Origin of the sequence: Streptomyces sp. N35, from assembly GCF_016464295.1 — a bacterium.
Taxonomy (GTDB): domain Bacteria; phylum Actinomycetota; class Actinomycetes; order Streptomycetales; family Streptomycetaceae; genus Streptomyces.
Genome location: NZ_JAEIMH010000022.1, coordinates 23101 through 48824 on the forward strand (window position 1 = coordinate 23101; position 25724 = coordinate 48824).

The following is a 25724-nucleotide window of genomic DNA, read 5'->3' on the forward strand; positions in this document are numbered from 1 at the left end:
GGCGGCGGACCTTGCACTCCAAGGGTACGTCGGGGGACTGACAGGACCGAGGGGTTTTACGGCGCCCGGCGGACGGTTGGCGCCCCGGGCCGTTGTTTTAAGGGGCACCGTGGCAGGCAGCCCTCCAGGTATCAGGGACAATGGGCCGCATGAGCGCACCTTCCTCCGAGTCGCAGGCACCGCACCGCGCAGGTTTTGCCTGCTTCGTGGGCCGGCCCAACGCGGGCAAGTCCACCCTGACCAACGCACTCGTGGGCCAGAAGGTCGCCATCACGTCGAACCGGCCGCAGACCACGCGGCACACGGTGCGCGGCATCGTGCACCGCGAGGACGCGCAGCTGATCCTGGTGGACACCCCGGGGCTCCACAAGCCGCGCACCCTCCTCGGCGAGCGGCTCAACGACGTCGTGCGTACGACGTGGGCCGAGGTCGACGTCATCGGTTTCTGTCTGCCGGCGAACGAGAAGCTCGGTCCGGGCGACCGTTTCATCGCCAAGGAGCTCGCGGGGATCAAGAAGACCCCGAAGATCGCGATCGTGACCAAGACGGACCTGGTCGACTCCAAGGCGCTCGCCGAGCAGCTGATCGCCATCGACCGGCTCGCGCAGGAGCTGGGCTTCGAGTGGGCCGAGATCATCCCGGTCTCCGCGGTCAAGGGCGATCAGGTCGACCTGCTCGCCGACCTCCTCGCGCCGCTGCTGCCCGAGAGCCCGCCGCTCTACCCGGAGGGCGACCTCACGGACGAGCCGGAGATGGTGATGGTCGCGGAGCTGATCCGCGAGGCCGCGCTCGAAGGCGTACGGGACGAGCTGCCGCACTCGATCGCGGTGGTCGTCGAGGAGATGCTGCCGCGCGAGGACCGTCCGGCGGACAAGCCGCTGCTCGACATCCACGCGAACGTCTACATCGAGCGCTCCAGCCAGAAGGGCATCATCATCGGCCCGAAGGGCAAGCGGCTGAAGGACGTCGGGACGAAGTCCCGCAAGCAGATCGAGGCGCTGCTCGGTACGCCGGTCTTCCTCGACCTGCATGTGAAGGTCGCCAAGGACTGGCAGCGGGACCCGAAGCAGCTGCGGAAGCTGGGGTTCTAGCCGGACTCATGCGTTCGGCAGCGTGCCCTACTTGAGGTGGACGAGACCGTCCGTCGTGATCGTCGGACGGCCGCTGGTGCCGACCACGACGATCTTCACGGTGTGCTTGGCGCTGCCGGCCCAGGTCTTCGTCCAGATCGCCTGGCGGTACTTCACGGTGGAGGACTTCAGGTCGACGGTGCTGACCTTGACGCCGTCCACGTAGACGTACGCCTGACCCGAGGTCGACGCCCGGCTGACCACCCACGAGGCGGAGCGGCCGGTGAACGTCCAGGTCAGGCTCGCGCCCTTGGAACCGCTCGAGTACGACTTGCCGCCCAGGTAGCTGGTGGACGATCGGCTCGTCCAGCTGCCGGACTTGACCGCGGAGGTCTCCTGCAGGATGACCGGCGTGAAGGCCGCGGACGCCGTACGGGAGTTGCCCGCGACGTCGTACGCCGCCATCGACCAGGTGGTCGCGGTGCCGGGCTTGGCCGTGCGGGCGACCGAGGTGGTGGTCGGGCCGAATGTGGCGGCGGTGGGAACGAGCTGCTTGACGCTCTGCAGGGCCGCGTTGTCGACGGCCTTCCAGCGCAGGCTCACCGGGACCGAGGTGGTGTTGACGGTGCCGGTGGCCAGGGCCAGGTTCGGAGCGGTCGAGAAGGTCGGCGCGGTCGTCTCCGCCACGAAGTTCTGCGCGGTGGTGGTCACGGTCCTGCCGGACTGGTGCACGGCCCGTACGGCGACGGTGTGGTTGCCCAGGGCGAGGGTGGCGGCGACCGAGGTGGCCGTACCGGAGGCGGTGGCGGCGACCTTGCCGTCCACGAGGAGCTCGAATCGCTTGATGAGCGTTCCGGGCGTCGTGGCCGACCACTTCGCGGTGATCGCGCCCTTCGTGTAAGACGTCGTACCGGATACGACCGCACCGGAGACCGAGGTGACCTTCAGGCCCTGCACCGGTCCGGACGCCATGGTGCGGATGGCCGGCAGCTGGGCGTACAGGGAGTTGCCCGGGCACTGCGTGTTGTAGCCGTCGCGGTGGGCGGAGACCCGGTTGAACGTGTACGTGCTGCCCGCGGTGAAACCGGTGCCGAAGTAGTTCTTCTGTGTGGCGCCCGCGGTGAGCTGGACGGTGCCCGACGGGTCGGCGTTGTACTGGCCGAGCTTCCAGGCGGCGATCCGGGCGACCGAAGTCTGTGCGGCCGAGGCGGCGCCGGTGGTCGTGTAGTTGCCGAGGACCGCGATGCCGGTCGACTCACGGTTCCAGCCGTAGGTGTGCGCGCCGAGCACCGGCAGGTCGATGCCGCCCTTTCGGCCTTCGAAGACCGTGCCGCACTTGTCGACCAGGAAGTTGTAGCCGATGTCGTTCCAGCCGTTCGTCCGCGTGTGGTACGCGTGGAGGCCCCGGACGACGGCCGCCGAGTCGGTGCAGGAGTAGGTGTTGGTGCCGTCCGTGTGGTGCACGAAGACGGCCTTGACGTCGGCGTTGTACTCCGAGGGGTCGGGGCTCAGCTTCTCGTCGGCGCCCCAGCCGGCACGCGAGGTGACCGGCGGCTGGGGCACGGACGACGGCGGTGCGGTGGGCGTCGTGGGCGAGGGGCTGGTGGACGGCGAAGCAGAAGCAGAAGCCGAAGCCGAAGCCGAAGCAGGGGTAGAAGCAGAGGCCGAAGCAGAGGCATCAGCAGAAGCCGATGCCGACGGGCTGTCCGAGGGCGAGGCGCTCGTGCTCCCGCTCGGCGTCACGCCGGGCGTCGTCGCGCCGGGCGTCGTCTCGGCCGCGTACGCCGCCGGCTCGTACGCCGCGGGCTCGGCCTGCGTCTCGGCCTTGGTCACCACGCCCGGGTCGATCAGGCTGACCTCGAGGCCCTTGGGGAGCGCGGAGGTGGAGCCGTCCTTGTGGACGACCTGGACCTGGACACCGTCGGAGGGGCCCACCCAGATCGGCTCGGTGGCGCCGCGCGCCTCGTCCCGGGCCTCGGGGTCCTCCAGCGGGTCGACGTTCGCCTCGAGGTCCTGCCACCCGGACCACGCGCCGGTCCCGATGCCGCGGGTGCGCACCTGGGCCGTGCCCTGCAGCCGCTTCTCCGCGTCCGTCCAGGAGACACCGAGCATCGAGAACTGCTCGGTCTCCGTACGCGGCAGCTCACGCCGGCCGTTCTCCGCGCTCTTGAGCGTCAGGTCGTAGACCTTCACCGGACGCTTGGCCCGGCCCGTGTCCGACGCTCCGCCGGAGGGGCTCGCGACGGCGTAGGTGATGATGCCGCCGCCTCCCACCAGCACCGCACTCAGCGTCAGCCAGGCTCGGCGCTTCATGCTGAGCGGTCTGTATGCATGCGACATGCGTCGACTCACGGATTCCCACCCCTGAAAGGTCCGAGGACCAAAGAAAGAAGTCACTGGAGGCGCACCCGTCACAGGTGCGGCCACGCTTGGACAGCGGGGTGGGAGAGGGAACTGTCACTGCCGAACCGCTTCAAGTGACCTAAGTCACGTTACGGCTGGGGGGATTGGGGCACGTGGGGCGACTCGATCGCCTCCTGGGTGCCTTCTTCGAGCACCCGTCCTAGGCGCCCTCTTTGAGCACCCGCGAGATCAACTTCCGCTGCGGCTCGGTGAGCCGTGGATCCGCGCAGTACACGGTCCGTCCGTCGACGGTGATCTGGTACGTGAAGCCGTCCGGCACCCCGACCGGGGGCGAGGGCCGGCCCTGCGCGACCGCCTCCTCGGCGAGCGCCTGCCAGTCCGCCGCGTCCAGGCGGCCTTTCGTATCGACCGAGCGGTGGTGATCGAGACCGCCGAATCCTCCGGTACGCCTGACTTGGATACGCATGTCTTCCTGTCTAGTACGGGGCGGGCCGGTGCGGAACCCGCCCCGGACTCGGATCAGGAGGACGCGACGCCCACCTGGGACCAGGCCTTGACCACCGCCTGATGCTCCTCGCCCTCCCCGTAACGGGAGGCCGCGGCCGCCACCGTCGCCTTGGCGAAGTCCTCGAAGTCCGCGTCGACTTCGAGCCCGCCGGCCGTCAGCGTGTCGTACCAGATCTGCCCGGCCCGCTCCCACGCGTTACCGCCGAGGGCCTCCGCCGCCAGGTAGAACGCGTGGTTGGGGATACCGGAGTTGATGTGCACGCCGCCGTTGTCGCGGCCGGTGCGCACATAGCCGTCCATCGTGGCCGGCTGCGGGTCCTTGCCGAGCACGTCGTCGTCGTACGCCGAACCCGGCTCCTTCATCGAGCGCAGCGCCTTGCCCGTGACGCGCGGCGCGAGCAGCCCCGCGCCGATCAGCCAGTCGGCCTGTTCGGCGTTCTGGCCGAGCGTGTACTGCTTGATGAGCGAACCGAAGACGTCCGAGATCGACTCGTTGAGCGCGCCCGGCTGCCCGAAGTACGAGAAGTTCGCGGTGTACTGCGTGACACCGTGGGCCAGTTCGTGGCCGATGACGTCCACGGGGATCGTGAAGTCGAGGAAGATCTCCCCGTCCCCGTCGCCGAACACCATCTGCTCGCCGTTCCAGAAGGCGTTCCCGTAGTCCTCGCCGAAGTGCACGGTGGCGATGAGGGGGAGGCCCTGGCCGTCGATGGAGTTGCGCGAGAAGGCCTTCAGGAACAGCTCGAAGGTCGCGCCGAGCCCCGCGTACGCACGGTTGACCGTCGCGTCCTTGCCGGGCTTGTCGCCCTCGCCGCGGACCTTCTTGCCCGGCAGGTCCTGCTTCCTCTTCGCGTCGTGGATGGTGCGCTGCGGCTTCTCCGGCTCGGCCGCGGGAGCCACGGAGGGGGCGCCGACGACCGTGGTCAGCCGGCGCGCGGTGCGCTGGGCGGCGTCCGCGACGAGGGTCTTACGGGCGGCTGCGGACAGCTGGGGGTCCCCGGACCTGGCGAGCTTGTCGAGGACGTGGGGCGGCACGATGGTGCAGAAGACAGGCTCGAAGCCTGGGCGGTTGGCGGTCATGGCGGCACAGTGGCACTGAGTCACCGTCCTGTCACTAGGTGCAACCATGATCGGTGAACGGGATTCGCGAGATCGGGGGAAGACCGGCCATTACGAGTGATTCGTCACCACTGGCCCGATAAGTACTGCCGGTCCCGCATACTGAAACGGTCCCGCGCCCGGCGCCCGCCTCGGCTACGCTGCTCGGCATCATGCGTTACGGGCTGCTTCTCCTTAGCTGCCGCGGCGAGGGCCTGTAAGACGTAGGCCGACCCCCTCCCCGCGGAGTTTGGTGTTGCGCTACGACCCGTCGGCCGCCCACGAGCGGACCAATGAGGAGCCCTACGCATCATGACTACGTTTCAAAATGCCGCAGTCGCAGGCAACGAGACGCCCATCACCAACGCCACGCACGACCAGAAGCCCTCGGGCATGCCGGTCCACAAGTACCGCGGGTACGAGGACGTGGACATCGCCGACCGCATCTGGCCCTCGCGGCGCATCACCAAGGCGCCTCGCTGGCTGTCCACGGATCTGCGGGACGGCAACCAGGCCCTGATCGACCCGATGTCGCCCGAGCGCAAGCGCCGGATGTTCGACCAGCTGGTCAAGATGGGCTACAAGGAGATCGAGGTCGGCTTCCCGGCCTCCGGCCAGACCGACTTCGACTTCGTACGGTCGATCATCGAGGAGCCGGGTGCCATCCCGGACGACGTCACCATCTCCGTACTGACCCAGGCCCGTGAGGACCTGATCGAGCGGACCGTGGAGTCCCTGAAGGGCGCAAAGCGCGCGACGCTGCACCTGTACAACGCGACCGCGCCGGTCTTCCGCCGGGTCGTCTTCCGCGGCTCCAAGGAAGACATCAAGCAGATCGCCGTGGACGGTACGCGGCTGGTGATGGAGTACGCCGAGAAGCTGCTGGACGAGCGCACCACCTTCGGCTACCAGTACAGCCCCGAGATCTTCACCGACACCGAGCTGGACTTCGCCCTGGAGGTCTGCGAGGCCGTATGCGACGTATGGCAGCCGGGTCCGGGCCGCGAGATCATCCTCAACCTGCCCGCCACGGTGGAGCGTTCGACCCCGTCGACGCACGCGGACCGCTTCGAGTGGATGGGCCGCAACCTGACCCGCCGTGAGTACGTCTGCCTGTCGGTGCACCCGCACAACGACCGCGGCACCGCGGTGGCCGCCGCGGAACTGGCCCTGATGGCCGGCGCCGACCGTATCGAGGGCTGCCTGTTCGGCCAGGGCGAGCGCACCGGCAACGTCGACTTGGTCACGCTGGGCATGAACCTGTTCTCGCAGGGCGTCGACCCCGAGATCGACTTCTCCGACATCGACGAGATCCGTCGCACGTGGGAGTACTGCAACCAGATGGAGGTCCACCCGCGCCACCCGTACGTGGGCGACCTGGTCTACACGTCCTTCTCCGGCTCCCACCAGGACGCCATCAAGAAGGGCTTCGACGCGATGGAGGCCGACGCCAAGGCCAAGGGCGTCACCGTCGACGACATCGAGTGGGCCGTGCCGTATCTGCCCATCGACCCGAAGGACGTGGGCCGCTCCTACGAGGCGGTCATCCGGGTCAACTCGCAGTCCGGCAAGGGCGGTATCGCGTACGTCCTGAAGAACGACCACAAGCTGGATCTGCCGCGCCGTATGCAGATCGAGTTCTCGAAGCTGATTCAGGCCAAGACGGACGCCGAGGGCGGCGAGGTCACGCCTGCCGACATCTGGGCCACGTTCCAGGACGAGTACCTGCCCAATCCGCGCAACGCCTGGGGCCGGATCCAGGTGCGCAACGGCCAGTCCACGACCGACCGCGACGGCATCGACACGCTGACCGTCGAGGCCGAGGTGGACGGCGTGGAGACCACCCTGGTCGGCACGGGCAACGGTCCGATCTCGGCGTTCTTCCACGCGCTGCAGGGCGTCGGTATCGACGCACGCCTGCTGGACTACCAGGAGCACACGATGAGCGAGGGCGCCTCCGCGCAGGCCGCCTCGTACATCGAGTGCGCGATCGGCGACAAGGTCCTGTGGGGCATCGGCATCGACGCCAACACCACGCGCGCCTCGCTGAAGGCGGTCGTCTCGGCGGTCAACCGCGCCTCGCGCTGACCCGTTCCGGCCCCCGCTGATCCTTTTCGGCATCCGCCGACCGGAGCCCCGACCGCCGCCCGCCCCCGCCGCCACCCCGGAGTTGGGCCGAGGGGGCACCGACCTTTTTCTGTACGTGTGTACGTACGGTCTTGGCCAATCTGGCGGCACAGGTGCTGACGGGCAATCACTGATGTGGCTAACATCACGCCAACGCGGCAGCGTTGCCGAAGCGTTACGGAGGTGTGGCGTGCGGACCAGTGGACGAGTTGGTCGAAACCCCGGCGTACTGGGACGCATCTGCGGTGTCCGTACCGCGTGGAACACCATCGGCGACGGAGAGTTCTTCTGCCCGGGCTGCGGCGGGGACCGCAACTACCGGCGCAGGACCGGCCGCAGGCGCTTCACGCTGCTCGGTGTGCCGCTGCTTTCGCGCGGCACCGCGGGCCCGGTCGTCGAATGCGCCTCGTGCCGCGACCACTTCGGGACCGACGTCCTCGACCACCCGACCACGCACCGGTTCTCCGCGATGCTGCGCGACGCCGTGCACACGGTCGCCCTCGCGGTCCTCGCGGCCGGCGGCACCTCTTCTCGTACGGTGCTCTCGCGTGCCGTCGGGGCGGTGCGCTCCGCGGGCTTCGACGACTGCACGGAGGACCAGCTGACCACGCTGGTCGCCGCGCTCGCCGAGGACACGGGGCGGCTGCCCGGCGGCCCCTGCGACCCCTCGGGGGTCACCCTCGCGATCGAACTCCACGAGGCGCTCGACCCGTTGGCCCCGCATCTGGCCCCGCCCGGGCGGGAGGCGATCCTGCTGCAGGCCGCGCGGATCGCTCTCGCGGACGGTCCGTACACCCCCGCCGAGCGCGAGGTGCTCGCCACGGTGGGAGCCGCGCTGACCATGGGGGCCGAGGACGTCGAACGGCTCCTGGCGGCCGCCCGTACGCCGTCGTGATCCCGTACGAGCAGCGGCCGTTACTCCCCAGGGAGTAACTCCACCCCCGGGCCACCCCGGGGAGTACCCCCCAACTCGCCCGCACGTCCGACGAAAGCCGCCCTGCCCGCCGGGAGTCTGGTGACGACCGGACAACGGGACGAGGGAGGGATTCGCCATGACGGCGAAGACGCAGGGCAGGACCCGCAGGCGGGCGATTCCGTGGGTGATGCTCGGGCTGTGGGTGGCGATTCTCGCGCTCGCCATGCCGTTCGCGGGCAAGACCGGGGATGTGCAGCAGGACAGGGCCGTCGACTATCTGCCGGCCAGTGCCGACTCCACCCGGGTGGCCAAGATCCAGGAGCAGCTGCCGGGCGGCGAGTCCACCGAGCTGGTGCTCGTCTACCACCGTGACGGCGGGCTGACCGCGCAGGACAAGACCACCGCTCAGGCGCAGATCGACGAGATCGCCGGGCAGCACAAGCTCGTGGGCACCCCCGAGGCCGTACCGGCGAAGGGCGGGGACACCCTGTTCTACCCGGTGGCGAGCAATGAGCCCGGTTCGGACGAGAAGCTGCGGGACGCGTTCGTCAACGAGGTACGGGAAGTCGCCGAAGGCAGCGGCGGGTTGAGCGTCGACGTCGGCGGACCCGGTGCGCTCGCGACCGATGCCTCCGAGGTCTACAACGCGCTCGACGGACCGCTGCTCTACACGACCGTCGCCGTCGTCGCGATCCTGCTCATCATCATCTACCGCAGCCCGCTCCTGTGGCTGGTCCCGCTGATCGTCGCCGGCATCGCCGACATGCTGTCCCTCGCCGTGACGTACGGGCTGCACCAGGCCTTCGACATCACGGTCAGCGGGCAGTCCACCGGCATCATGACGGTGCTCGTCTTCGGTGCGGGGACGGACTACGCACTGCTCCTGATCGCCCGCTACCGCGAGGAACTGCGCCGCCAGGAACGCCCGTTGGACGCCATGGCCACCGCCCTGCGCGGCTGCGGCCCCGCGATCCTCGCCTCCTCCGGAACGGTCGCCGCGGGCATGCTGTGCCTGCTCGCCGCCGACCTCAACTCCAGCAGCGGCATGGGCCCGACGGCCGCCGTCGGCGTGCTGTGCGCCCTTGTCGCGATGACCACGCTGCTGCCCGCGCTGCTCGTGCTGCTCGGCCGCCGGGTGTTCTGGCCGCTGATCCCCGCCTTCGGCTCCGAGCCCAAGCAGCGCCGGAGCATCTTCGGGGCCATGGGCGCCTCGGTGCAGCGCCGTCCGCTCGCCGTGCTCGTCTCCTCGGCGGTGGTGCTCGGTGCCCTTGCGCTCGGCGCGTTCAACCTCTCCGGGAGCGTGAAGCAGGAGGACTCCTTCACCAAGACCCCCGAGGCCGTACGGGCGATGACAACGCTCTCCGACGCGTACCCGGAGCGCTCCAGCCAGCCGATCACCATCCTCGCGCCGAACGGTGAAGCCGCCCAGGTCCTCGGCGCCGCACGGGACACCAAGGGGGTGTCCGCCGCCGAACAGGGGCGCAGCGGCGACACCTGGACCGAGATCTCCGTGATCGCCGAAGCCCCGCCGCAGTCCGCGGCCGAGACCGCGACCATCGAGAAGCTCAGGGACACGCTCGACACCAGCCTGGTCGGCGGGCCCAGCGCTCAGCAGCTCGACCTTCAGGACACCAGCTCGCGCGACACGATGGTCGTCGTACCGATCGTGCTGCTGTCCGTCCTGCTCATCCTGATCGTGCTCCTGCGCTCGCTGGTCGCCCCGCTTCTCCTGACCGCGGCCGTGGTCGCGGTGTGGGGCGCTTCGCTCGGTATCGGCGGACTGGTCTTCGATTCGGTCTTCGGCTTCGAGGGCTCCGACCCCGGACTCCCGCTGATCTCCTTCGTGTTCCTCGTCGCCCTGGGCGTCGACTACGGCATCTTCCTGATGCACCGGATGCGCGAAGAGGTCCTCGGCGGCCTCGGCACCCCGGCCGCGGCGCTCACCGCACTGCGCACCACCGGAGGCGTGATCGCGTCGGCGGGCCTGGTGCTCGCGGCGACCTTCGGGGTTCTGATGAACATGCCGCTCGTCCAGCTCGTCGAGATGGGCTTCGTGGTCTCGGTCGGCGTGCTGCTCGACACCTTCCTCGTCCGCACCTATCTGGTGACCTCGGCGAGCATGGTGCTCGGCAGCAAGGTGTGGTGGCCGGGCCCGCTGTCGAAGATGCCGGCGCGGACCGTGGCGCCCGAGCGGGCCGAGCAGCCCGCGGCGACCGTGTGAGGCACCCGCGGCCCGATCGGCAAGGATGGGGGATGTGTTGAGGATCAAGCTGCCGTCCCGGAACGACGAGAGGCGGCCCACGCCGCGCGACTGGCTGCTCGCGGCCGGGGTCGGCGTGGCGTCGATCCCGCTGGCGTTCGTGGCGCAGGGCGACAACGCCCATACGCCGGACGTGCTCGGCTGGACACTGTTCGCCCTGTCGGCGCTGACGCTGGCCTGGCGGCGGTACTTCCCGATGGGCGTCCTGGTCGCGCTCATCGTGCTCGAGGGCACCTACCACCGCCTGAACAACGCCCACTCGGCGCTGATCCCGGTGACGATGGTCGCCATCTACTCGCTCGCGGTGGCCGGGCCCAGGCGACGGACCCTGACCGTGCTGCCCACGCTGCTCGGCCTCAGCGTGATCATGCTTCTCAGCGTCAACCCGCACCAGGGCGTGGAGTTGCTGCGGATCTCCGGCTGGATCATGGCCTGCGCACTCACGGGAGAGGCGGTCCGCGTGCACCGCAACTACATCGGCGCCATCGTGGAGCGCGCCGAACGCGCCGAACGCACCCGCGAGGAGGAGGCCGCGCGCCGCGTCGCCGAAGAACGGCTGCGGATCGCCCGCGACCTGCACGATCTCCTCGCGCACTCCATCACGTTGATCGGCGTGCAGACCTCCGTCGCCTCCCACGTCCTCACCGTCGACCCGGACCGCCTCGACCGCGCGGCGATATCCAAGGCGCTCGACGAGATCTCCGAGACCTGCCGCACGGCCCGCGGCGAACTGCGCTCCACGCTCGAAGTGCTGCGGGAGGCCGAACTCCCCGACGGGCGCGGGCCGTTGCCGGGCCTGGACGGGCTGTCCGATCTCGCGGACTCCGCCCGTACGGCAGGCGCCCATGTGACCTTGGACGTCCAGGTGGCGGATGCCCAGGCCGCGGTGGGCGCGGCCGTCTACCGCCTCGTACAGGAGGCGCTCACCAATGCCGTACGGCATGCGGGGCCGGGCGTGAAGGTCGCGGTGCGCGTGGTGCCCGAAGGCGCCTGGGGGCTGCGCCTGAGCGTCGAGGACGACGGTCCCGAAGGGGCCGCGCCCGCCCGCACCGGCACCCCGGGATACGGTCTCGTCGGGATGCGGGAACGGGTCCGCAGCGTGGGCGGCACCTTGGACGCGGCTCCGCGCGAGACGGGCGGTTTCGCGGTGACGGCGGTGCTGCCGCTGGGGCTCGCGGCCGCGGGGGAGAGGAGCGAGGGATGACCATCCGAGTGCTGCTCGCGGACGATCAGCGCCTGGTGCGCGCGGCGTTCGCGATGCTGGTCGAATCGGCCATGGACATGGAGGTCGTCGGTCAGGCGGGCACCGGACGCGAGGCCGTCGAACTGGCCCGCAGCGAACGCGCCGACCTGGTCGTCATGGACATCCGGATGCCCGATCTCGACGGCATCGAGGCGACCCGTCTGATCGCCGCGGACGAGGACCTCGCGGGCGTCAAGGTCCTGGTCCTCACCACGTACGACACGGACGAGCATGTGCTCGAGGCGCTGCGCGCGGGCGCGTCCGGCTTCCTGGTCAAGGACACCAAGCCCGCCGAACTCCTCGATGCCATACGGACGGTGGCGGCCGGCGAATCGCTCCTGTCACCCGGTCCGACGTCCCGGCTGATCGCCCGCGTCCTGCGCGCCCCCGAGGCCCCGCGGTCCGGCGGACCCGAGGGTCTCTCGGCACGCGAACGCGAGGTGCTCACGCTGGTCGCCCGCGGCCTCAACAACACCGAGATCGCCGAGTCGCTCGGCCTCAGCCCGCTCACCGCGAAGACCCACGTCAGCCGCATCATGGGCAAGCTCGGCGTCCGCGACCGGGCCCAACTGGTCATCTGTGCCTACGAGTCGGGCCTGGTGGCGCCCGGGGACACCGGCTCCTGACGGCTTCCGTCCCGGGGCGTGCAGAAGTATTGCCGTCCCCCTTGCGGCCCACTACGTTCACGCAAGACGTCCTACGTCCTACGTCCAATGTCTTGTGCGAAGGAGAACGATGCTCTCACCGTGGAAGCGCAAGAGATCCCTGGCGGCCGGCGGTCTCACCGCCGCCGCCCTCGCCGCACTGCTGCTGCCGGGCGCACCCGCGGCGGCGGGCCCCTGCGCCGGTTCCGTCCCGTACACCTCGGGGGAGGGCGGGTACGACACGTACCGCATCCCCGCGGGGGTGGGGACCCGCCCCCGCGGTGATCGAGACCCGCGCGGGCACCCTGCTGGCCTTCGCGGAAGGCCGGGTCGGCGGGGCCGGCGACACCGGCAACATCGACGTCGTCGTCAAGCGGTCCCGCGACGGCGGCTGCACCTGGGGCGGGTCGGCCGGCGGCGCGGCCGGCGGCGGGGGCGCCCGGGGCCACCCGGCGCCCCGGGTCGACCCGCGCACCGGCAGGATCGTGCTGCTCACCTCGTACAACAGCGGCGATGTCACCGAAGCCCAGATCATGCGCGGCGAGGCGACGGCCGAACAGAGCCGCCGGGTCTTCGTGCAGACCAGCCGCGACGACGGCCGCAGCTTCAGCGCGCCCCGCGACATCACCGCCACGACCAAGCACGCCGACTGGCGCTGGTACGCCACCGGGCCGGGGCATGCCGTCGCTCTCACCCACGGCAAGCACGCCGGACGGCTGGTCGTCCCGGCCAACCACTCCATCGCGCCGCCCGCAGGGTCCGCGGACACGGGAGCGGAGGCCAAGTACTACGGCGCGCACTCGCTCTACAGCGACGACGGCGGGCGGACCTGGCGGATCGGCTTCGTCGACGACTCGTACGACGGCGTGACCAACTCCAACGAGTCGATCGCCGCCGAACTCCCCGACGGAAGCGTCTACTTCAGCTCCCGCGACCAGAACGGCACGAGTCCCGGCAACCGTCTCGACAGCTACTCGCGCGACGGCGGGAGGACGCTGACCCGGCCGTACGCGGTCCAGCCCACGCTGAACGACGTGCCCGTGGTGCAGGCCAGTGTGCTACAACTGGCGGGCAGGAACGCCCCGTTGGTGTTCTCGGGGCCGTCCGTGCCGACCGCGCGGCAGTCGATGGCCGTCTGGGCGAGCGAGGACCGGGGCGCCACGTTCACCAAGGTCCTCACCCTCTCCCAGGACAAGGCGGCCTACTCCGACCTGGTGCAGGTCGACCGCCGTACGGTGGGGCTGCTGTACGAGACCGGGGTGGCCGGAACGTACGAGACGATCACGTTCCGGCGGATCCCGACGGACGTGATCGCTCCGTAGCGCGGGCTGTGGGCAGGGGCCCGGCGGCCGAGCATCTGCCGGGCGCTGCCCCTGCCGGGCGCTGCGCCTACCGGACGCTGCGCCTGCGCCAGTACGCGATGCAGACGGCCGCCAGCAGCGGTCCCCACAGCAGGAGGGGGGCGTAGGTGAGGTGGAAGAAGGCGAGTTCCCAGCCGTGCAGCGCCTTCGTGGGGTGGTCGCTGGGGAGCTGCTCGCCTTGCAGGGTGACCCCGGCCAGCTCGGTGGCGAAGGCGGCGGTCCACATGACGGTCAGGATCAGCCCGATTGCGGTGAAGGCTGCCCCACACCGTGCGTGGCCTCGTCGCCGATGTGGAAGATGACGGTCATGATCCGCCAGGCGCCGGAAGGAAGCACGGCGAAGGGGATGGCGTAGGCCGCGACCAGCGCCCAGCGCGGGACACCGGGCACCGGGGTGTGCGCGCGCTTCCAGGCCGCGCGCAGTCGCCCGGTCCGGGCCGGTGCGGCGGGTGAGGCGGGCGCGGCGGCGGGGGCATGGTCGGCGGTGACAGTCACGCGTGCTCCTCGGGCCAACAGCTGTCGCTTGCTTGAGCGGTATCAACTGTCACAGCCGTCCACGCCCGGGATGTCGCCCACCGGACTGAACCCGGATCAGCACGGTGGGCGAGAGCGTCTCCGCTTCCGTGAGCCCCCAGGATGATCGTGCGGACAGGGCACGTGCCCCCGAGGGATCATCCGGCGTTCAAGTCCCCTGTCCCGACGCGAGATTCAGAGCAGACCGGCCGTCGCCAGGTACTTGCCCACCCGCTCCACCTCCGAAGGCGACAGCGGTACCTGCGGGACCGCTGTCGCCGCGCAGTCGATGACCCCGCGCAGGTGGAGCGCCGCCTTGAAGGCGCCGAGCGCCGAGGAGGAGCCGCCCATCCGGGCGGCGTCACCGACGCCGACCATGCCGAACAGGGCGCACAGGCGCTCCTGTTCGGTGCGGGCGCGGTCCCAGTCGCCCTCCTTCGCGTACCGGTACAGGCGGACGTAGCCCTCGGGATCCACATTGCCCAGGCCAGGGACCACGCCGTGCGCGCCCATCGCGAGGGCGGAGTCGACGGTCAGCTCCGAGCCGGTCAGGACGCTGAAGCCGGGGATCCCCCGCGTGGCGATCAGGGAGGCGCGGAACGCGCCCTCGTCGCCGCTGGAATCCTTGAGGCCCGCGATCACCCCGTCCGACGCCAGCTCGGCCACCAGGTCGGTGCCGAGCTTCAACGGCACGGAGACGGGCTGGTCGTAGGCGAAGACCGGCACGGGGGAGTGGGCCGCGACCGCGCGGAAGTGGCGGGAGATCTCGACCGGATGCGTACGGGTGTAGAACGGCGCCGTCACCACGACCGCGTCCGCGCCCGCCGCCGTGACCGCGTCCACATGGTCGTGGACGCGCAGGGTCGTCATGTCGATCGCGCCCGCGAGGACCGGCAGTTGGCCCGCGACATGGCGGACGACCGTGTCGACGACGAGACGGCGGTGGCGGTCGGGGAGATACGCGGCTTCGGAGGACGAGCCGAGCACGAACAGGGCGTCGACGCCGGCCGACACCAGATGGTCCACGAGACGGGTGAGCGAGGCCGTGTCCACCTCGTTGTCCGGTGTCAGGGGAGTGCAGACGGGCGGTACGACACCGGTCAGCGGGGCGGGGAGCGTCATCGGGTCTCCTTCACGGCCGTGGCGGCGGCCGGGTCGAGTGCGGCCGTGGCGGCGGCCTGGTGTACGAGGTCGTGGGTCGACTGGGAGCCGTCCACGGGGTGGTGGCAGCGGAAGCGATGCCCGGTGGCCGTGGACTCGGTGACCTCCGGCATGGTCTCGGCGCACCGGTCGTCGGCCTTCCAGCAGCGCGTACGGAACGGGCAGCCGGACGGCGGACGGGTGGCCGAGGGCACCGGGCCCACCAGCGGGATCGGGTCGATCGGCGCGAGCAGGCCGGGCGTGGCCGAGAACAGGGCCCGGGTGTACGGATGGCGGGCGGCGTCGAGCACCTCGTCGGCCGGGGACTCCTCCACGATCCGGCCGAGATACATGGTGATCACGCGGTCGCTCATCCTGCGCACGGTCTGGATGTCGTGCGAGACGAACACCAGGGCCAGGCCCAGGCGTTCCTTCAGATCGAGGAGCAGGTTGAGGATCTGGGCGCGGACCGAGACGTCGAGCGCGCTGGTCGGTTCGTCCGCGACCACCAGGTCCGGCTCGAGCGCCAGGGCGCGGGCGATGGCCACGCGCTGGCGCTGGCCGCCGGAGAGCTGTCCGGGCAGCCCGTCCGCGAGGATCTTGGGCAGGCCGACCAGGGCCATCAACTCCCGTACGCGCTCCTCGCGTTGGGCCGGTGTGCCGCGGCGGTGGACGTCCAGCGGGTCGCGCAGGATCTGGCGGATGGTGAGGCGGCGGTTCAGGGCCGTGGACGGATCCTGGAAGATCATCCCCGTATGCGTACCGATCGCGGCTCTGCGCTCGGCCGGCTTCATCGTCCACAGGTCCTTGTCCCGGAAGGCGACCGTGCCCGAGGTCGGCTGCTGCACGCCGACGAGCACCTTCGCCAGGGTGGACTTGCCGCAGCCCGACTCGCCCACGACGCCCACCGTCTCGCCGGGTGCGATGGCGAGGTCGGCGCCGGTCAGGGCGTACACGCGATCGCGCGAGAAGAGACCGCCGGAGCGTGCCTTGTGGACGACGTGGGCGTCGGTCAGCGAGATCAGCGATGTCGCCGTCTGGCTCAACTGGTCGGTGGAGCCGGTCACTTGACGGCCTCGCTCTCTTCGCTGCTGCGGGGGACCGGCACGGTGAGCGGCACCGCCGGATGGTGGCAGGCGGCTTCGTGCGCCCGGCTCGCACCGGTGAGCGCGGGCGCGGTCGTACGGCAGATCTCGCTCGCGAGCGGGCAGCGGTCCGCGAAGCGGCAGCCGGCCGGGAAGTCGGCGGGTGAGGGCACCACGCCCTTGATCTGGGTGAGCCTTCCCCGAGCTCCCGACTCCGCTCCACCAGGAGAGACCCCGATGGCCGAGGCTTCGAGCGAGAGCACCGACCCGAGCAGTCCGCGCGTGTAATGGTGCGAGGGCTGCTCGACGAGATCGGCGGTGATTCCGGACTCCACGATCTGCCCGCCGTACATCACCACCACCCGGTCCGTGACATCGGCGACGAGCGCCAGGTCGTGCGAGACGAGGATGAGGGCGAAGCCCAGCTCCTCGCGCAGCCGCAGGAGGAGCTGGATGACCTGCGCCTGCACGGTGACGTCGAGCGCGGTGGTCGGCTCGTCGGCGACGATCAGCTTCGGGTTGCGGGACAGGGCCATCGCGATCAGGACGCGCTGGCGCTGACCGCCGGAGAGCTCGTGCGGGTAACTGCGCAGGGTGCGCTCCGGGTCGAGGCCCGCCAGCTCGAGGAGTTCCTCCGACGTACGGGCTCCTCCTCGCCGTACGACCTGCTTGAGCTGGGCGCGGATCGTCATGGCCGGATTCAGGGAGGACAGCGCGTCCTGGTAGATCATCGCCATGTCGTGCCCGAGCAGCCGCCGGCGCGACCGCATCGGGAGCCCGATCAGCTCCTGCCCGTCGAAGCTCACCGAGCCGCGGATCCGCGCGCCCTTGGGCTCGAGACCCATCACGGTCAGCGCGGTCAGGGACTTGCCGCAGCCCGACTCGCCGACGAGCCCTAGGACTTCACCGGGGCGCACCTCGAAGCTGATCCCGTCGACGATGTCGATGCCGCTGTGCCGCTGCTCGAAGCCGATCGCCAAGTCCCTTACGGACAGGACGGGTTCGCCGGCCGGCAGCGGCCGGGCGCGTTCGCGGAGCCGCGCCGCGGCCTCCGCCAGACCGGGGAGTTCGAGCACCTCGCCGGTGCCGGGCTCAGGAGCCTCCAGCTTGTCCTCTGCCAGCGCCTTCTTGGCCGATACGTCACGGGCCACCGGAGCCGCCCAGGCGTCGGAGACGCCCTCGGACAGGATGTTCAGGGCCAGGACGGTGATCACCATCAGGAGGCCGGGGAACCAGGTCGCCCACCAGCCGTCGATCAGGACCAGGGCCTTGCCGTCCGCGATGACGTTGCCCCACGAGGGGTCCGGGGGCCGGACGCCCGCCCCGATGAAGGACAGGGACGCCTCGAAGACCATCGCGTCCGCGACCTGCACCGTGCAGAACACCAGGACCGGTGCGGCACAGTTGACGGCCACGTGCTTGGCGACGATATGCCAGGTGCGGGCGCCGATGACGCGTTCGGCGGTGACGTAGTCCTCGCCGTACTGGTCCATCACATTGGCGCGCACGACCCGGGCGATCGGCGGGGTGTAGAGGAACGCGATCGTGCAGATGAGGACCGGCACACCGCCCTCGAAGACCGCGATGAGCACGGCCGCGAGCGCGATGCCGGGGAAGGCCATCACCACGTCGAGGCAGCGCATCAGGAACTCGTCGACCGCCTTGCGGGAGGTCGCCGCGATGGCCCCGATCACGGCGCCCGCGATCAGGCCGAGCAAGGTGGCCCCGAGCCCGATCAGCAGCGACATCCGCGCGCCGTACATCAGCCGGCTGAGGATGTCGCGGCCGAGATGGTCCTGGCCGAGCCAGTGCTCACCGGACGGTGCGCCGTCACCGCCGACCCGTGGTGCCTGGTCGAGCGGGTCGTGCGGGGCGAGCAGCGGCGCGAACACCGCCATCAGGACGACCGCGGCCAGGATGCCGATCGCGATCCGTGACCTGAGCGGCATCCGCCGGAAGCCGCGCAGCCGGATTCCCGGCCGCGACAGGGCAGTTGCCAGGCTCTTGCGCCGGGTCGGACCGAGCGGGCTCTTCTCCCCGTGCGGGGCGTCGCCGTGCGGGGCTTGCTGAGTGGTCGGCATCAGGCGGCGCTCCTCAGGCGGGGGTTCACCAGGAGATAGAGGATGTCGATCACGAGGTTGATCACCAGGAATCCGATCGCGGCGGTGAGGACGGCTCCCTGCACGACGGCCGGATCACCGTTCTTGACCGCGTCGATCATCAAGGTGCCCATGCCGGGCAGCTGGAAGATCTGCTCGGTGACCACCGCGCCGCCGAGCAGATACCCGACGCGCAGACCGAGCACGGTCAGCGGATTGATCAGCGCGTTGCGCAGCACGTTGCGCCCGACCACGACGACCGGGGGCAGTCCGCTGCCGATCGCCGTACGGACGTAGTCCTTGTCGAGTTCCTCGACCACGGCCGTACGGACGATACGGGTGAGCTGCGCGGCGATCGGCAGGGAGAGGGAGAAGGCGGGCAGGACCATGGTCTTGAGCCAGCCGCTGAAGGAGTCCGCCGGATTCACATAGCCGCCGGACGGGAACCAGCCGAACCCGTTGGCCAGGTACTGGATCATCAAGAGCGCCAGCCAGAACCCGGGAGCCGCGACCCCGACCAGGGAGATCACGCGGATCGCCTGGTCGGGCATGCGGTCGCGGTAGATCGCGGCGGTGACGCCGAGGACCAGGCCCACGACGATCGCGATCGCCAGACCCATGAAGGTCAGCTGCAGGGTCAGCGGCAGCGCGGTGCCGATCTCGTCGAGCACCGGGGTCTGCCGCAGGGCGCTGGTGCCCATGTCGCCCTGCAGCAGATCCCCGACGAACGCCATGTAGCGCACCGGGAGCGGATCGAGCAGCCCGTTCTCCTCGCGGAACTGCGCCAGTTGCTCCTGCGTGGGGTTCGCGCCCTGGAAGAACGCGGAGGCCGGATCGGCGTCCGAGAACTGCATGACCAGGAAGACGAACAGGATCACGCCGAGCAGCAGGGGCACGAGCAGGGTGATGCGGCGGGCCAGAACCCTGGCGATCGCGGCCACGTATTGCTCCTCAAGTTGCTTTCCGAAGAGTTGCTTTCACCGGCCGGTCAGCTGGCCCACTTGGCCTTGAGCAGATTGATCCCCGGATACGGCTGCGCGACGACGCCCGTCAGCTTCTTCGGATCCCAGGCCGTCATCAGCTCGGTGTGCACGACCGGGTACAGGACCGCGTTCTCGGCCACGATGTCGATGTAGTCCTGCGTCATCTGCTTCTTCTTCGCGGGATCCGCTTCCTCGGTGGCCCGGTCCATCAGCTTGAAGAGGTTCTTGGCCTCGGAGCTGGACGCCCACTTCGAGTACGTGGTGGACCACAGGTTCTGCGGCCCGTAGTTGTAATGCATGATCAGGTCGGCGTCGAGCCCGAACTGGTTGGGGTTGGACGCGGCAGCGACCACCTGGAAGTCCCGCTTCTGGTCCAGCTTGGTGAAGACCGCGGTGGTCTCCTGCGGTTCGAGTGTGGTCTCGACACCGATCGCGTCCCAGCCCTCCTTGATGGTGGGCAGACAGTCCACGAGCCAGCTGACGTTGACCGCCATCAGGTCGATCTTGAGACCCGAGACGCCCGCGTCCTTCAGGAGCTTCTTGGCCTTCTCCGGGTCGTACGCGTAGACCGTCTTGGCCGGGCGGTGCGAGGGGTTGTCCTCGTTGAGGAAGGACGTGGCCGGCTTGCCGTGTCCGCGCAGCGCGACCTCGACCATCTTCTCCTTGTCGATCGCGTAGTGCAGCGCCTGGCGCACCCGTACGTCGTCGAAGGGCTTGTGCTTGGTGTTGAACATCAGGAACAGGTTGTTCATCCCCGCCCCGCCCTCGACGGTGAGCCCGCCCTTGCCGAGCTGGTCGATGTTGGCGTACGGGATGTTGTCGGCGATCTGCGCTCCGGCGCTCGCACCCGAGATCTTGGCGACGCGGGCGGCGGCGTCCACGATGGTCAGCCAGTTCATCTTCTTGAAGGCGGCCTTGCGCGGACCGTTGTAGTCGGCGAACGCCTCGAAGGTGGTGTTCGTCTTCGGCTGGTGCGAGGTCATCCTGTACGGACCCGAGCCGACGACCTTCGTGCCCTTCATCGCCTCGTCCCAGGCGCCCGCCTCGCCGAACACGTGCTTCGGCATGATCTTCGCGAGCGTGAGCCGCGCGGCGCCGTCCGGGAAGGGGAACTTGAGGTGCAGTTCGACGCTCTTCTCGTCGACCTTCCTGACCTCCTTCAGCCAGCTCGCGAAGAAGCCCTTGGCCAGCGTCGCGGTGTCCGGGTCGAGGATGCGGTCGAAGACGAAGACCACGTCGTCGGCGGTGACGGGTTTGCCGTCATGCCACTTGGCGCCCTCGCGCAGCGTGAACTTCCAGGTGGTGGCGTTCAGATCGGCCGGCACCTCGGTGGCGAGCGCCGCGTACGGCTCGCGGGTGATCGGGTCGGTGTCGAGCAGACCCTCGTACACGTGGTGGTTGCCCGCCATCGCGAACGCGGACGCGGTCTGCGTCGGGTCCCAACTGCCGTCGTTGCCGTAGCCGATGACCGCGGTGAGCGTGGTGTCGCCGCCCTTGCCGCCGCCGCCCGTCTCGTTGGTGGACTTCGGGCCGCCGGAGCAGGCGGAGAGGGTCGTGGTGATGGTGGCGGCCAGGCCAAGGGCGCCGGTGTACTTCAGGAAGGAGCGGCGCTGCAAGGCCGATCCCTGGGTCACGTCGCTCACGGTTCCTCCGGCGGGGTCGGGAGATCGAGTCGAACTCGATGGAAGGAGAGGGGAGATCGGACGTCCTACGTCATCGGACTGGCGTGACCATAGGAGCGCCGTACGGGGCGGTCAAGTGCTCGCGCACAGATCGGCCGGATCGCCGGGATGATTCCGGCATTGTTCAGAGGTCTAGACATGTACCGATGGGGGGTGCATGGCCTCTGACCTGCAATTTCATTGATTCTCAAGAAAGTTCGCGCTTGAGGTGGGACGTGGGATGTCTTACGGGTCTAACCTGTCCGCCATGTCCGAGGACCTTGTGGGCCGCCGCCATGTCGGGGGCCAGATCCGGCGCGAGATCATGCAGTTGATACTCGACCGCCGGCTGCGCCCGGGGTCGCCGCTGCCGACCGAGTCCGAGCTGATGGATTCGCTCGGCGTGAGCCGCAACTCCGTACGCGAGGCGCTCAAGGCGCTGCAGGCCCTGGACATCGTGGAGATCAGGCACGGCTACGGCACCTATGTCGGCCAGGCCTCGCTGACCCCGCTCGTCGACGGCCTCACCTTCCGCACGCTCGCGCAGATCGATGACGACACCCATGCGCTGGGGGAGATCCTCCAGGTCAGGGAGGTGCTCGAGGAGGGCCTCATCCGCCGTGTCGCGGAGACCCTCAGCGACGCCGAACTCGACAGCCTCGAAGCGATCATCGTGCGGATGGAGGAGAAGGGCCGTGCGGGCGAGGCCTTTCCCGAGATCGACCGCGAGTTCCACGAAGCGCTCTACATCTCCCTCGGCAACGAGCTGGTGCCCCAGCTGCTCGCCGCCTTCTGGAACGTCTTCCACCGCGTCGCACGCGTGCGCGGCTGGGCCCGCGACCCCGCACCCGCCGTCACGGCCCGCCGCCACCGCGAGATCCTCACGGCGCTGCGGGCACGGGACGTGACCCACGCCCAGCGCGCAATGGCGGACCACTTCCGCGGGATCGAGGCGCGGGCGTGGCAGGGGACGCTCGGGGTCAAGTAATGCCGCACATCGAAGACTTGGAGTCCTGGTGACGGACCGCATGGCCGACATGGACCGCGCAACCGGCGCGGACCGCATATCCCACTTCCACGGCAAGCTCGGCTCGCTCGCGTACGGAGGCGACTACAACCCCGAGCAGTGGGGCCCCGAAGTGCACGCCGAGGACAGCGAGTTGATGCGCGAGGCCGGGGTGAACCTCGCGACCGTCGGGATCTTCTCCTGGGCCCGGGTCGAACCCGAGCCAGGCCACTACGACTTCGACTGGCTCGACGGCCATCTCGACCGGCTGGCCGAGGACGGCGTCGCCGTCTGCCTCGCCACGATGACCGCGTCCCCGCCGCCCTGGCTTGCCCGCCTGCACCCGGAGACCCTCCCCGTCATCGAGGACGGCACGCGTCTGTACCCCGGCTCCCGCCAGCACTGGTGCCCGTCGAGCCCGGTCTTCCGCACGTACGCGGTCCGCCTGGTCGAACAGCTCGCCAAGCGGTACGCGCACCACCCGGCCCTCGCCCTGTGGCACATCGGCAACGAATACGGCTGCCACATCTCCCGCCACTGCCACTGCGAGGTCTCCACGGCCGCCTTCCGTACGTGGCTGCGCGAGCGCTACCGGACCGTGGACGCGCTCAACGAGGCCTGGTCCACGACCTTCTGGTCCCAGCGCTACTCATCCTTCGACGAGATCCACACCCCGCGCACCGCCCCTTCCTTCCGCAACCCGGCACAGCAGCTCGACTACCGCCGCTTCTCCAGTGACGAGCTGCTCGCCTGCTACCTCGCCGAGAAGGGCGTCCTCGACCGCCTCACCCCGGACGTCCCCGTCACCACCAACTTCGTCCCCCTCGCGCCCGCCCTCGACCTCTTCCGCTGGGCCCGCGAGATGGACGTGGTCTCGTACGACTCGTATCCGGACCCGCACGAGGCGGACGCCGCCCACGAGACGGCCTTCAACTACGACGTGATGCGCGGCCTGAAGAACGGCGACCCCTGGCTGCTCATGGAGCAGGCCCCCTCGGCGGTCAACTGGCGCCGCCGCAACGGCCGCAAGCAGGCCGGCCGGATGCGCCTGGACTCCTGGCAGGCGGTCGCGCACGGCGCGGATTCCGTCCTCTTCTTCCAGTGGCGCGCCTCGCGCGGCGGCGCCGAGAAGTTCCACTCGGCGATGGTGCCGCACGGCGGGCGCGACACCCGGATCTTCCGCGAGGTCGGCGCGCTGGGCGCCGAACTGGCCGAGCACCCTTCCCTGTTGGGCTCCCGACCGGAACGCGCCCATGCCGCCCTCCTCTTCGACTGGCCGAACTGGTGGGCCCTGGAACAGGAGGCGCACCCGAGCGCGGACGTCCGCCTCCTGGAGGGCGCCCGAGCCCTGCACAAACCCCTCTACGACGCCTCGGTGGCCTGCGACGTGGTCCCGGCGGACGGCGACTTCTCCCCGTACAAGCTGCTGCTCGTCCCGCACCTGTACTCCCTGTCGGCCGAGACCGCCGACCGGATCACCTCCTTCGTACGGGGCGGAGGCACGGCCGTCGTCACGTACTTCTCGGGCATCACCGACGAGCACGACCGCGTGTATCTCGGCGGCTACCCGGCCCCGTTGCGGGAGGTCCTCGGCCTGCGCGTGGACGAGTTCGACCCGCTCGCGGAGGGCGAGCGGGCCGAACTGTCCACGGGCACCGGCGAGTTGTGGTCGGAGGACGTGATCCTGGAAGGAGCCCAGGCCGTCGAGACCTTCACGGACGGCCGGCCCGCCGTGACCCGCCACGCGTACGGCTCGGGCGCGGCGTGGTACCTGGCGACGACCCCGGACGCGGCGACACTGGGCTCGCTCCTCGACCGCATCCGTACGGAGGCGGGTGTGGAGCCGGTGCTGCCCGGCCTGGCTCCGGGGGTGCAGGCCCGCACCCGGATCGCGGCGGACGGGACGCGGCTGCACGTCGTACTCGACCACGAGGCGGGTTCCGTACACGTGGAGCGCTCCATCTGACCAGGTGGCACCCTGAGCGCCGGGCTCGTAGGCGACAATGGACCCATGAGTCTGTTCCGTGATGACGGCGTCGTGCTGCGCACCCAGAAGCTGGGTGAGGCCGACCGCATCATCACGCTGCTCACCCGCGGGCACGGACGCGTACGGGCCGTGGCCCGCGGAGTCCGCCGCACCAAGTCCAAGTTCGGCGCCCGGCTCGAACCGTTCTCGCATGTCGACGTGCAGTTCTTCGCGCGCGGCAGCGAACTCATCGGCCGCGGACTGCCGTTGTGCACACAGAGTGAGACCATCGCTCCGTACGGTGGCGGAATCGTCACCGACTACGCCCGCTACACCGCGGGCACCGCGATGCTGGAGACGGCGGAACGGTTCACGGACCACGAGGGCGAACCGGCCGTCCAGCAGTATCTGCTCCTGGTCGGCGGGCTGCGCACGCTCGCGGCGGGCGAGCACGCGCCGAACCTGATCCTCGACGCGTTCCTGCTCCGCTCCCTCGCCGTCAACGGCTATGCGCCGAGCTTCGACAGCTGCGCGAAGTGCGGCATGCCGGGACCCAACCGCTTCTTCTCCGTCGGCGCCGGCGGAGTCGTCTGCGCGGAGTGCCGCGTACCGGGAAGGGTCGTACCGTCTGCGGAGGGCAACGCCCTGCTCGGCGCGCTGCTCACCGCAGACTGGGAGGCAGCGGAGGCCAGCGAGGCGAGGCATGTCAGGGAGGGCAGCGGCCTGGTGTCGGCCTATCTGCACTGGCACATGGAGCGCGGGCTGCGCTCGCTGCGTTACGTAGAGAAGAGCTAGGGGAGCGAGAAGCACATGGCACGACGCGGGATCCTGGGCCGTAACCGCCGCGAGTACGTCAAGCCCGAGCCGCACCCGTCGGGCGCGCGGCCGCCGAAGCTCCCCGGTGAGCTGGTCCCGAACCATGTGGCGATCGTCATGGACGGCAACGGCCGCTGGGCCAAGGAGCGCGGGCTGCCGCGCACCGAGGGCCACAAGGTCGGTGCGGAGCGTGTGCTGGACGTGCTCCAGGGCGCGATCGAAGTGGGTGTCGGCAGCATCTCCCTGTACGCCTTCTCGACCGAGAACTGGAAGCGCTCGCCCGACGAGGTCCGCTTCCTGATGAACTTCAACCGCGACTTCATCCGCAAGACCCGCGACCAGCTCGACGAGTTGGGCGTACGGGTGCGGTGGGTCGGCCGGATGCCCAAGCTGTGGAAGTCGGTCGCCAGGGAGCTGGAGATCTCCCAGGAGCAGACGGTCGACAACGACAAGCTGACGCTCTACTTCTGCATGAACTACGGCGGCCGCGCGGAGATCGCGGACGCGGCGCAGGCGCTGGCCGAGGACATCCGCTCGGGCCGCCTCGACCCGTCGAAGGTCAACGAGAAGACCTTCGCGAAGTACCTCTACTACCCGGACATGCCGGACGTGGACCTCTTCCTGCGCCCGAGCGGCGAGCAGCGCACGTCCAACTACCTGCTCTGGCAGTCCGCGTACGCGGAGATGGTCTTCCAGGACGTCCTGTGGCCCGACTTCGACCGCCGCGACCTGTGGCGCGCCTGCGTCGAATACGCCTCCCGCGACCGCCGCTTCGGCGGCGCGACCCCCAACGAGGTCCTGCTGTCGCTGGAGGGTAACTAGCCGCGCCGACCTGAGCTTCCGCGCTCGGATACCCTCTCCTCGA

General features: G+C 69.9%; 20 protein-coding genes and 1 pseudogene. 11 read left to right on the top strand and 10 right to left on the bottom strand.

Annotated features, from left to right (window positions below):
* Nucleotides 1–140 precede the first annotated feature (140 nt).
* Nucleotides 141–1091 carry a GTPase Era gene (era, locus tag JAO81_RS14500; protein WP_374194291.1) on the top strand — a complete coding sequence of 317 codons (951 nt, stop codon included), beginning with the start codon at nucleotides 141–143 and terminating at the stop codon, nucleotides 1089–1091.
* A gap of 27 nt (nucleotides 1092–1118) precedes the next feature.
* On the opposite strand, the gene JAO81_RS14505 is transcribed toward era, so the two are convergent.
* From JAO81_RS14505 to JAO81_RS14515, 3 genes are all read right to left on the bottom strand, one after another.
* A complete protein-coding gene (locus JAO81_RS14505; protein ID WP_199548255.1) occupies nucleotides 1119–3383 on the bottom strand; it encodes a peptidoglycan recognition protein in 2265 nt (754 codons plus the stop codon).
* A gap of 250 nt (nucleotides 3384–3633) precedes the next feature.
* On the bottom strand, nucleotides 3634–3900 hold the full coding sequence (locus tag JAO81_RS14510; RefSeq protein WP_199548256.1) for a protealysin inhibitor emfourin: 267 nt from the start codon (nucleotides 3898–3900) through the stop codon (nucleotides 3634–3636).
* A gap of 53 nt (nucleotides 3901–3953) precedes the next feature.
* Entirely contained in the window at nucleotides 3954–5021 is a 1068-nt protein-coding gene (locus JAO81_RS14515; protein WP_199548257.1) for a M4 family metallopeptidase, read from the bottom strand.
* A gap of 411 nt (nucleotides 5022–5432) precedes the next feature.
* Between JAO81_RS14515 and leuA the strand changes: the two genes are divergently transcribed.
* The 6 genes and pseudogenes from leuA (at nucleotide 5433) to JAO81_RS14545 (ending at nucleotide 13551) form a co-directional block, all read left to right on the top strand.
* On the top strand, nucleotides 5433–7127 hold the full coding sequence (gene leuA / locus JAO81_RS14520) for a 2-isopropylmalate synthase (RefSeq protein WP_374194293.1): 1695 nt from the start codon (nucleotides 5433–5435) through the stop codon (nucleotides 7125–7127).
* 172 nt (nucleotides 7128–7299) lie between these two features.
* Nucleotides 7300–8061, top strand: coding sequence for a TerB family tellurite resistance protein (locus JAO81_RS14525; protein WP_199548259.1), 762 nt, complete (start codon nucleotides 7300–7302; stop codon nucleotides 8059–8061).
* Nucleotides 8062–8218: 157 nt separating this feature from the next.
* Entirely contained in the window at nucleotides 8219–10303 is a 2085-nt protein-coding gene (locus tag JAO81_RS14530) for an MMPL family transporter (protein WP_199548260.1), read from the top strand.
* 25 nt (nucleotides 10304–10328) lie between these two features.
* Entirely contained in the window at nucleotides 10329–11546 is a 1218-nt protein-coding gene (locus JAO81_RS14535) for a histidine kinase (RefSeq protein WP_199548261.1), read from the top strand.
* Nucleotides 11543–12211: a response regulator transcription factor gene (locus JAO81_RS14540; protein ID WP_199548262.1), complete on the top strand. Its 669-nt coding sequence runs from the start codon at nucleotides 11543–11545 to the stop codon at nucleotides 12209–12211. Before JAO81_RS14535 ends, JAO81_RS14540 begins: the two co-directional genes overlap by 4 nt.
* Before the next feature lie 109 nt (nucleotides 12212–12320).
* Nucleotides 12321–13551: pseudogene (locus JAO81_RS14545) on the top strand (exo-alpha-sialidase).
* Nucleotides 13552–13618: 67 nt separating this feature from the next.
* On the opposite strand, the gene JAO81_RS43675 reads toward JAO81_RS14545, so the two are convergent.
* The 7 genes from JAO81_RS43675 to JAO81_RS14575 form a co-directional block, all read right to left on the bottom strand.
* Nucleotides 13619–13816: a hypothetical protein gene (locus JAO81_RS43675; protein ID WP_307813365.1), complete on the bottom strand. Its 198-nt coding sequence runs from the start codon at nucleotides 13814–13816 to the stop codon at nucleotides 13619–13621.
* Between the two features lie 11 nt (nucleotides 13817–13827).
* The gene (locus JAO81_RS43680; protein ID WP_307813366.1) at nucleotides 13828–14085 is read right to left on the bottom strand and encodes a hypothetical protein; all 258 of its coding nucleotides are present in this window, start codon (nucleotides 14083–14085) and stop codon (nucleotides 13828–13830) included.
* 213 nt (nucleotides 14086–14298) lie between these two features.
* On the bottom strand, nucleotides 14299–15225 hold the full coding sequence (locus JAO81_RS14555; RefSeq protein ID WP_199548263.1) for a dihydrodipicolinate synthase family protein: 927 nt from the start codon (nucleotides 15223–15225) through the stop codon (nucleotides 14299–14301).
* The gene (locus JAO81_RS14560; RefSeq protein ID WP_307813367.1) at nucleotides 15222–16310 is read right to left on the bottom strand and encodes an ABC transporter ATP-binding protein; all 1089 of its coding nucleotides are present in this window, start codon (nucleotides 16308–16310) and stop codon (nucleotides 15222–15224) included. The genes JAO81_RS14555 and JAO81_RS14560 overlap by 4 nt, the downstream gene beginning before the upstream one ends.
* Entirely contained in the window at nucleotides 16307–18409 is a 2103-nt protein-coding gene (locus tag JAO81_RS14565; RefSeq protein WP_199548264.1) for a dipeptide/oligopeptide/nickel ABC transporter permease/ATP-binding protein, read from the bottom strand. Before JAO81_RS14565 ends, JAO81_RS14560 begins: the two co-directional genes overlap by 4 nt.
* Nucleotides 18409–19368: an ABC transporter permease gene (locus JAO81_RS14570; protein ID WP_199548265.1), complete on the bottom strand. Its 960-nt coding sequence runs from the start codon at nucleotides 19366–19368 to the stop codon at nucleotides 18409–18411. The genes JAO81_RS14565 and JAO81_RS14570 overlap by 1 nt, the downstream gene beginning before the upstream one ends.
* A gap of 47 nt (nucleotides 19369–19415) precedes the next feature.
* Nucleotides 19416–21053 carry an ABC transporter substrate-binding protein gene (locus tag JAO81_RS14575; RefSeq protein WP_199548266.1) on the bottom strand — a complete coding sequence of 546 codons (1638 nt, stop codon included), beginning with the start codon at nucleotides 21051–21053 and terminating at the stop codon, nucleotides 19416–19418.
* 286 nt (nucleotides 21054–21339) lie between these two features.
* Between JAO81_RS14575 and JAO81_RS14580 the strand changes: the two genes are divergently transcribed.
* The 4 genes from JAO81_RS14580 to JAO81_RS14595 are packed head-to-tail and all read left to right on the top strand — an operon-like array spanning nucleotide 21340 to nucleotide 25681.
* Entirely contained in the window at nucleotides 21340–22059 is a 720-nt protein-coding gene (locus JAO81_RS14580) for a FadR/GntR family transcriptional regulator (protein WP_199548267.1), read from the top strand.
* 28 nt (nucleotides 22060–22087) lie between these two features.
* Nucleotides 22088–24043, top strand: coding sequence for a beta-galactosidase (locus tag JAO81_RS14585; protein ID WP_374194292.1), 1956 nt, complete (start codon nucleotides 22088–22090; stop codon nucleotides 24041–24043).
* A 45-nt stretch (nucleotides 24044–24088) separates the two neighbouring features.
* Nucleotides 24089–24838, top strand: a complete 750-nt coding sequence (recO, locus tag JAO81_RS14590; protein ID WP_199548268.1) for a DNA repair protein RecO — start codon at nucleotides 24089–24091, stop codon at nucleotides 24836–24838.
* 15 nt (nucleotides 24839–24853) lie between these two features.
* Nucleotides 24854–25681, top strand: a complete 828-nt coding sequence (locus JAO81_RS14595; RefSeq protein ID WP_199548269.1) for an isoprenyl transferase — start codon at nucleotides 24854–24856, stop codon at nucleotides 25679–25681.
* Nucleotides 25682–25724: the final 43 nt, after the last annotated feature.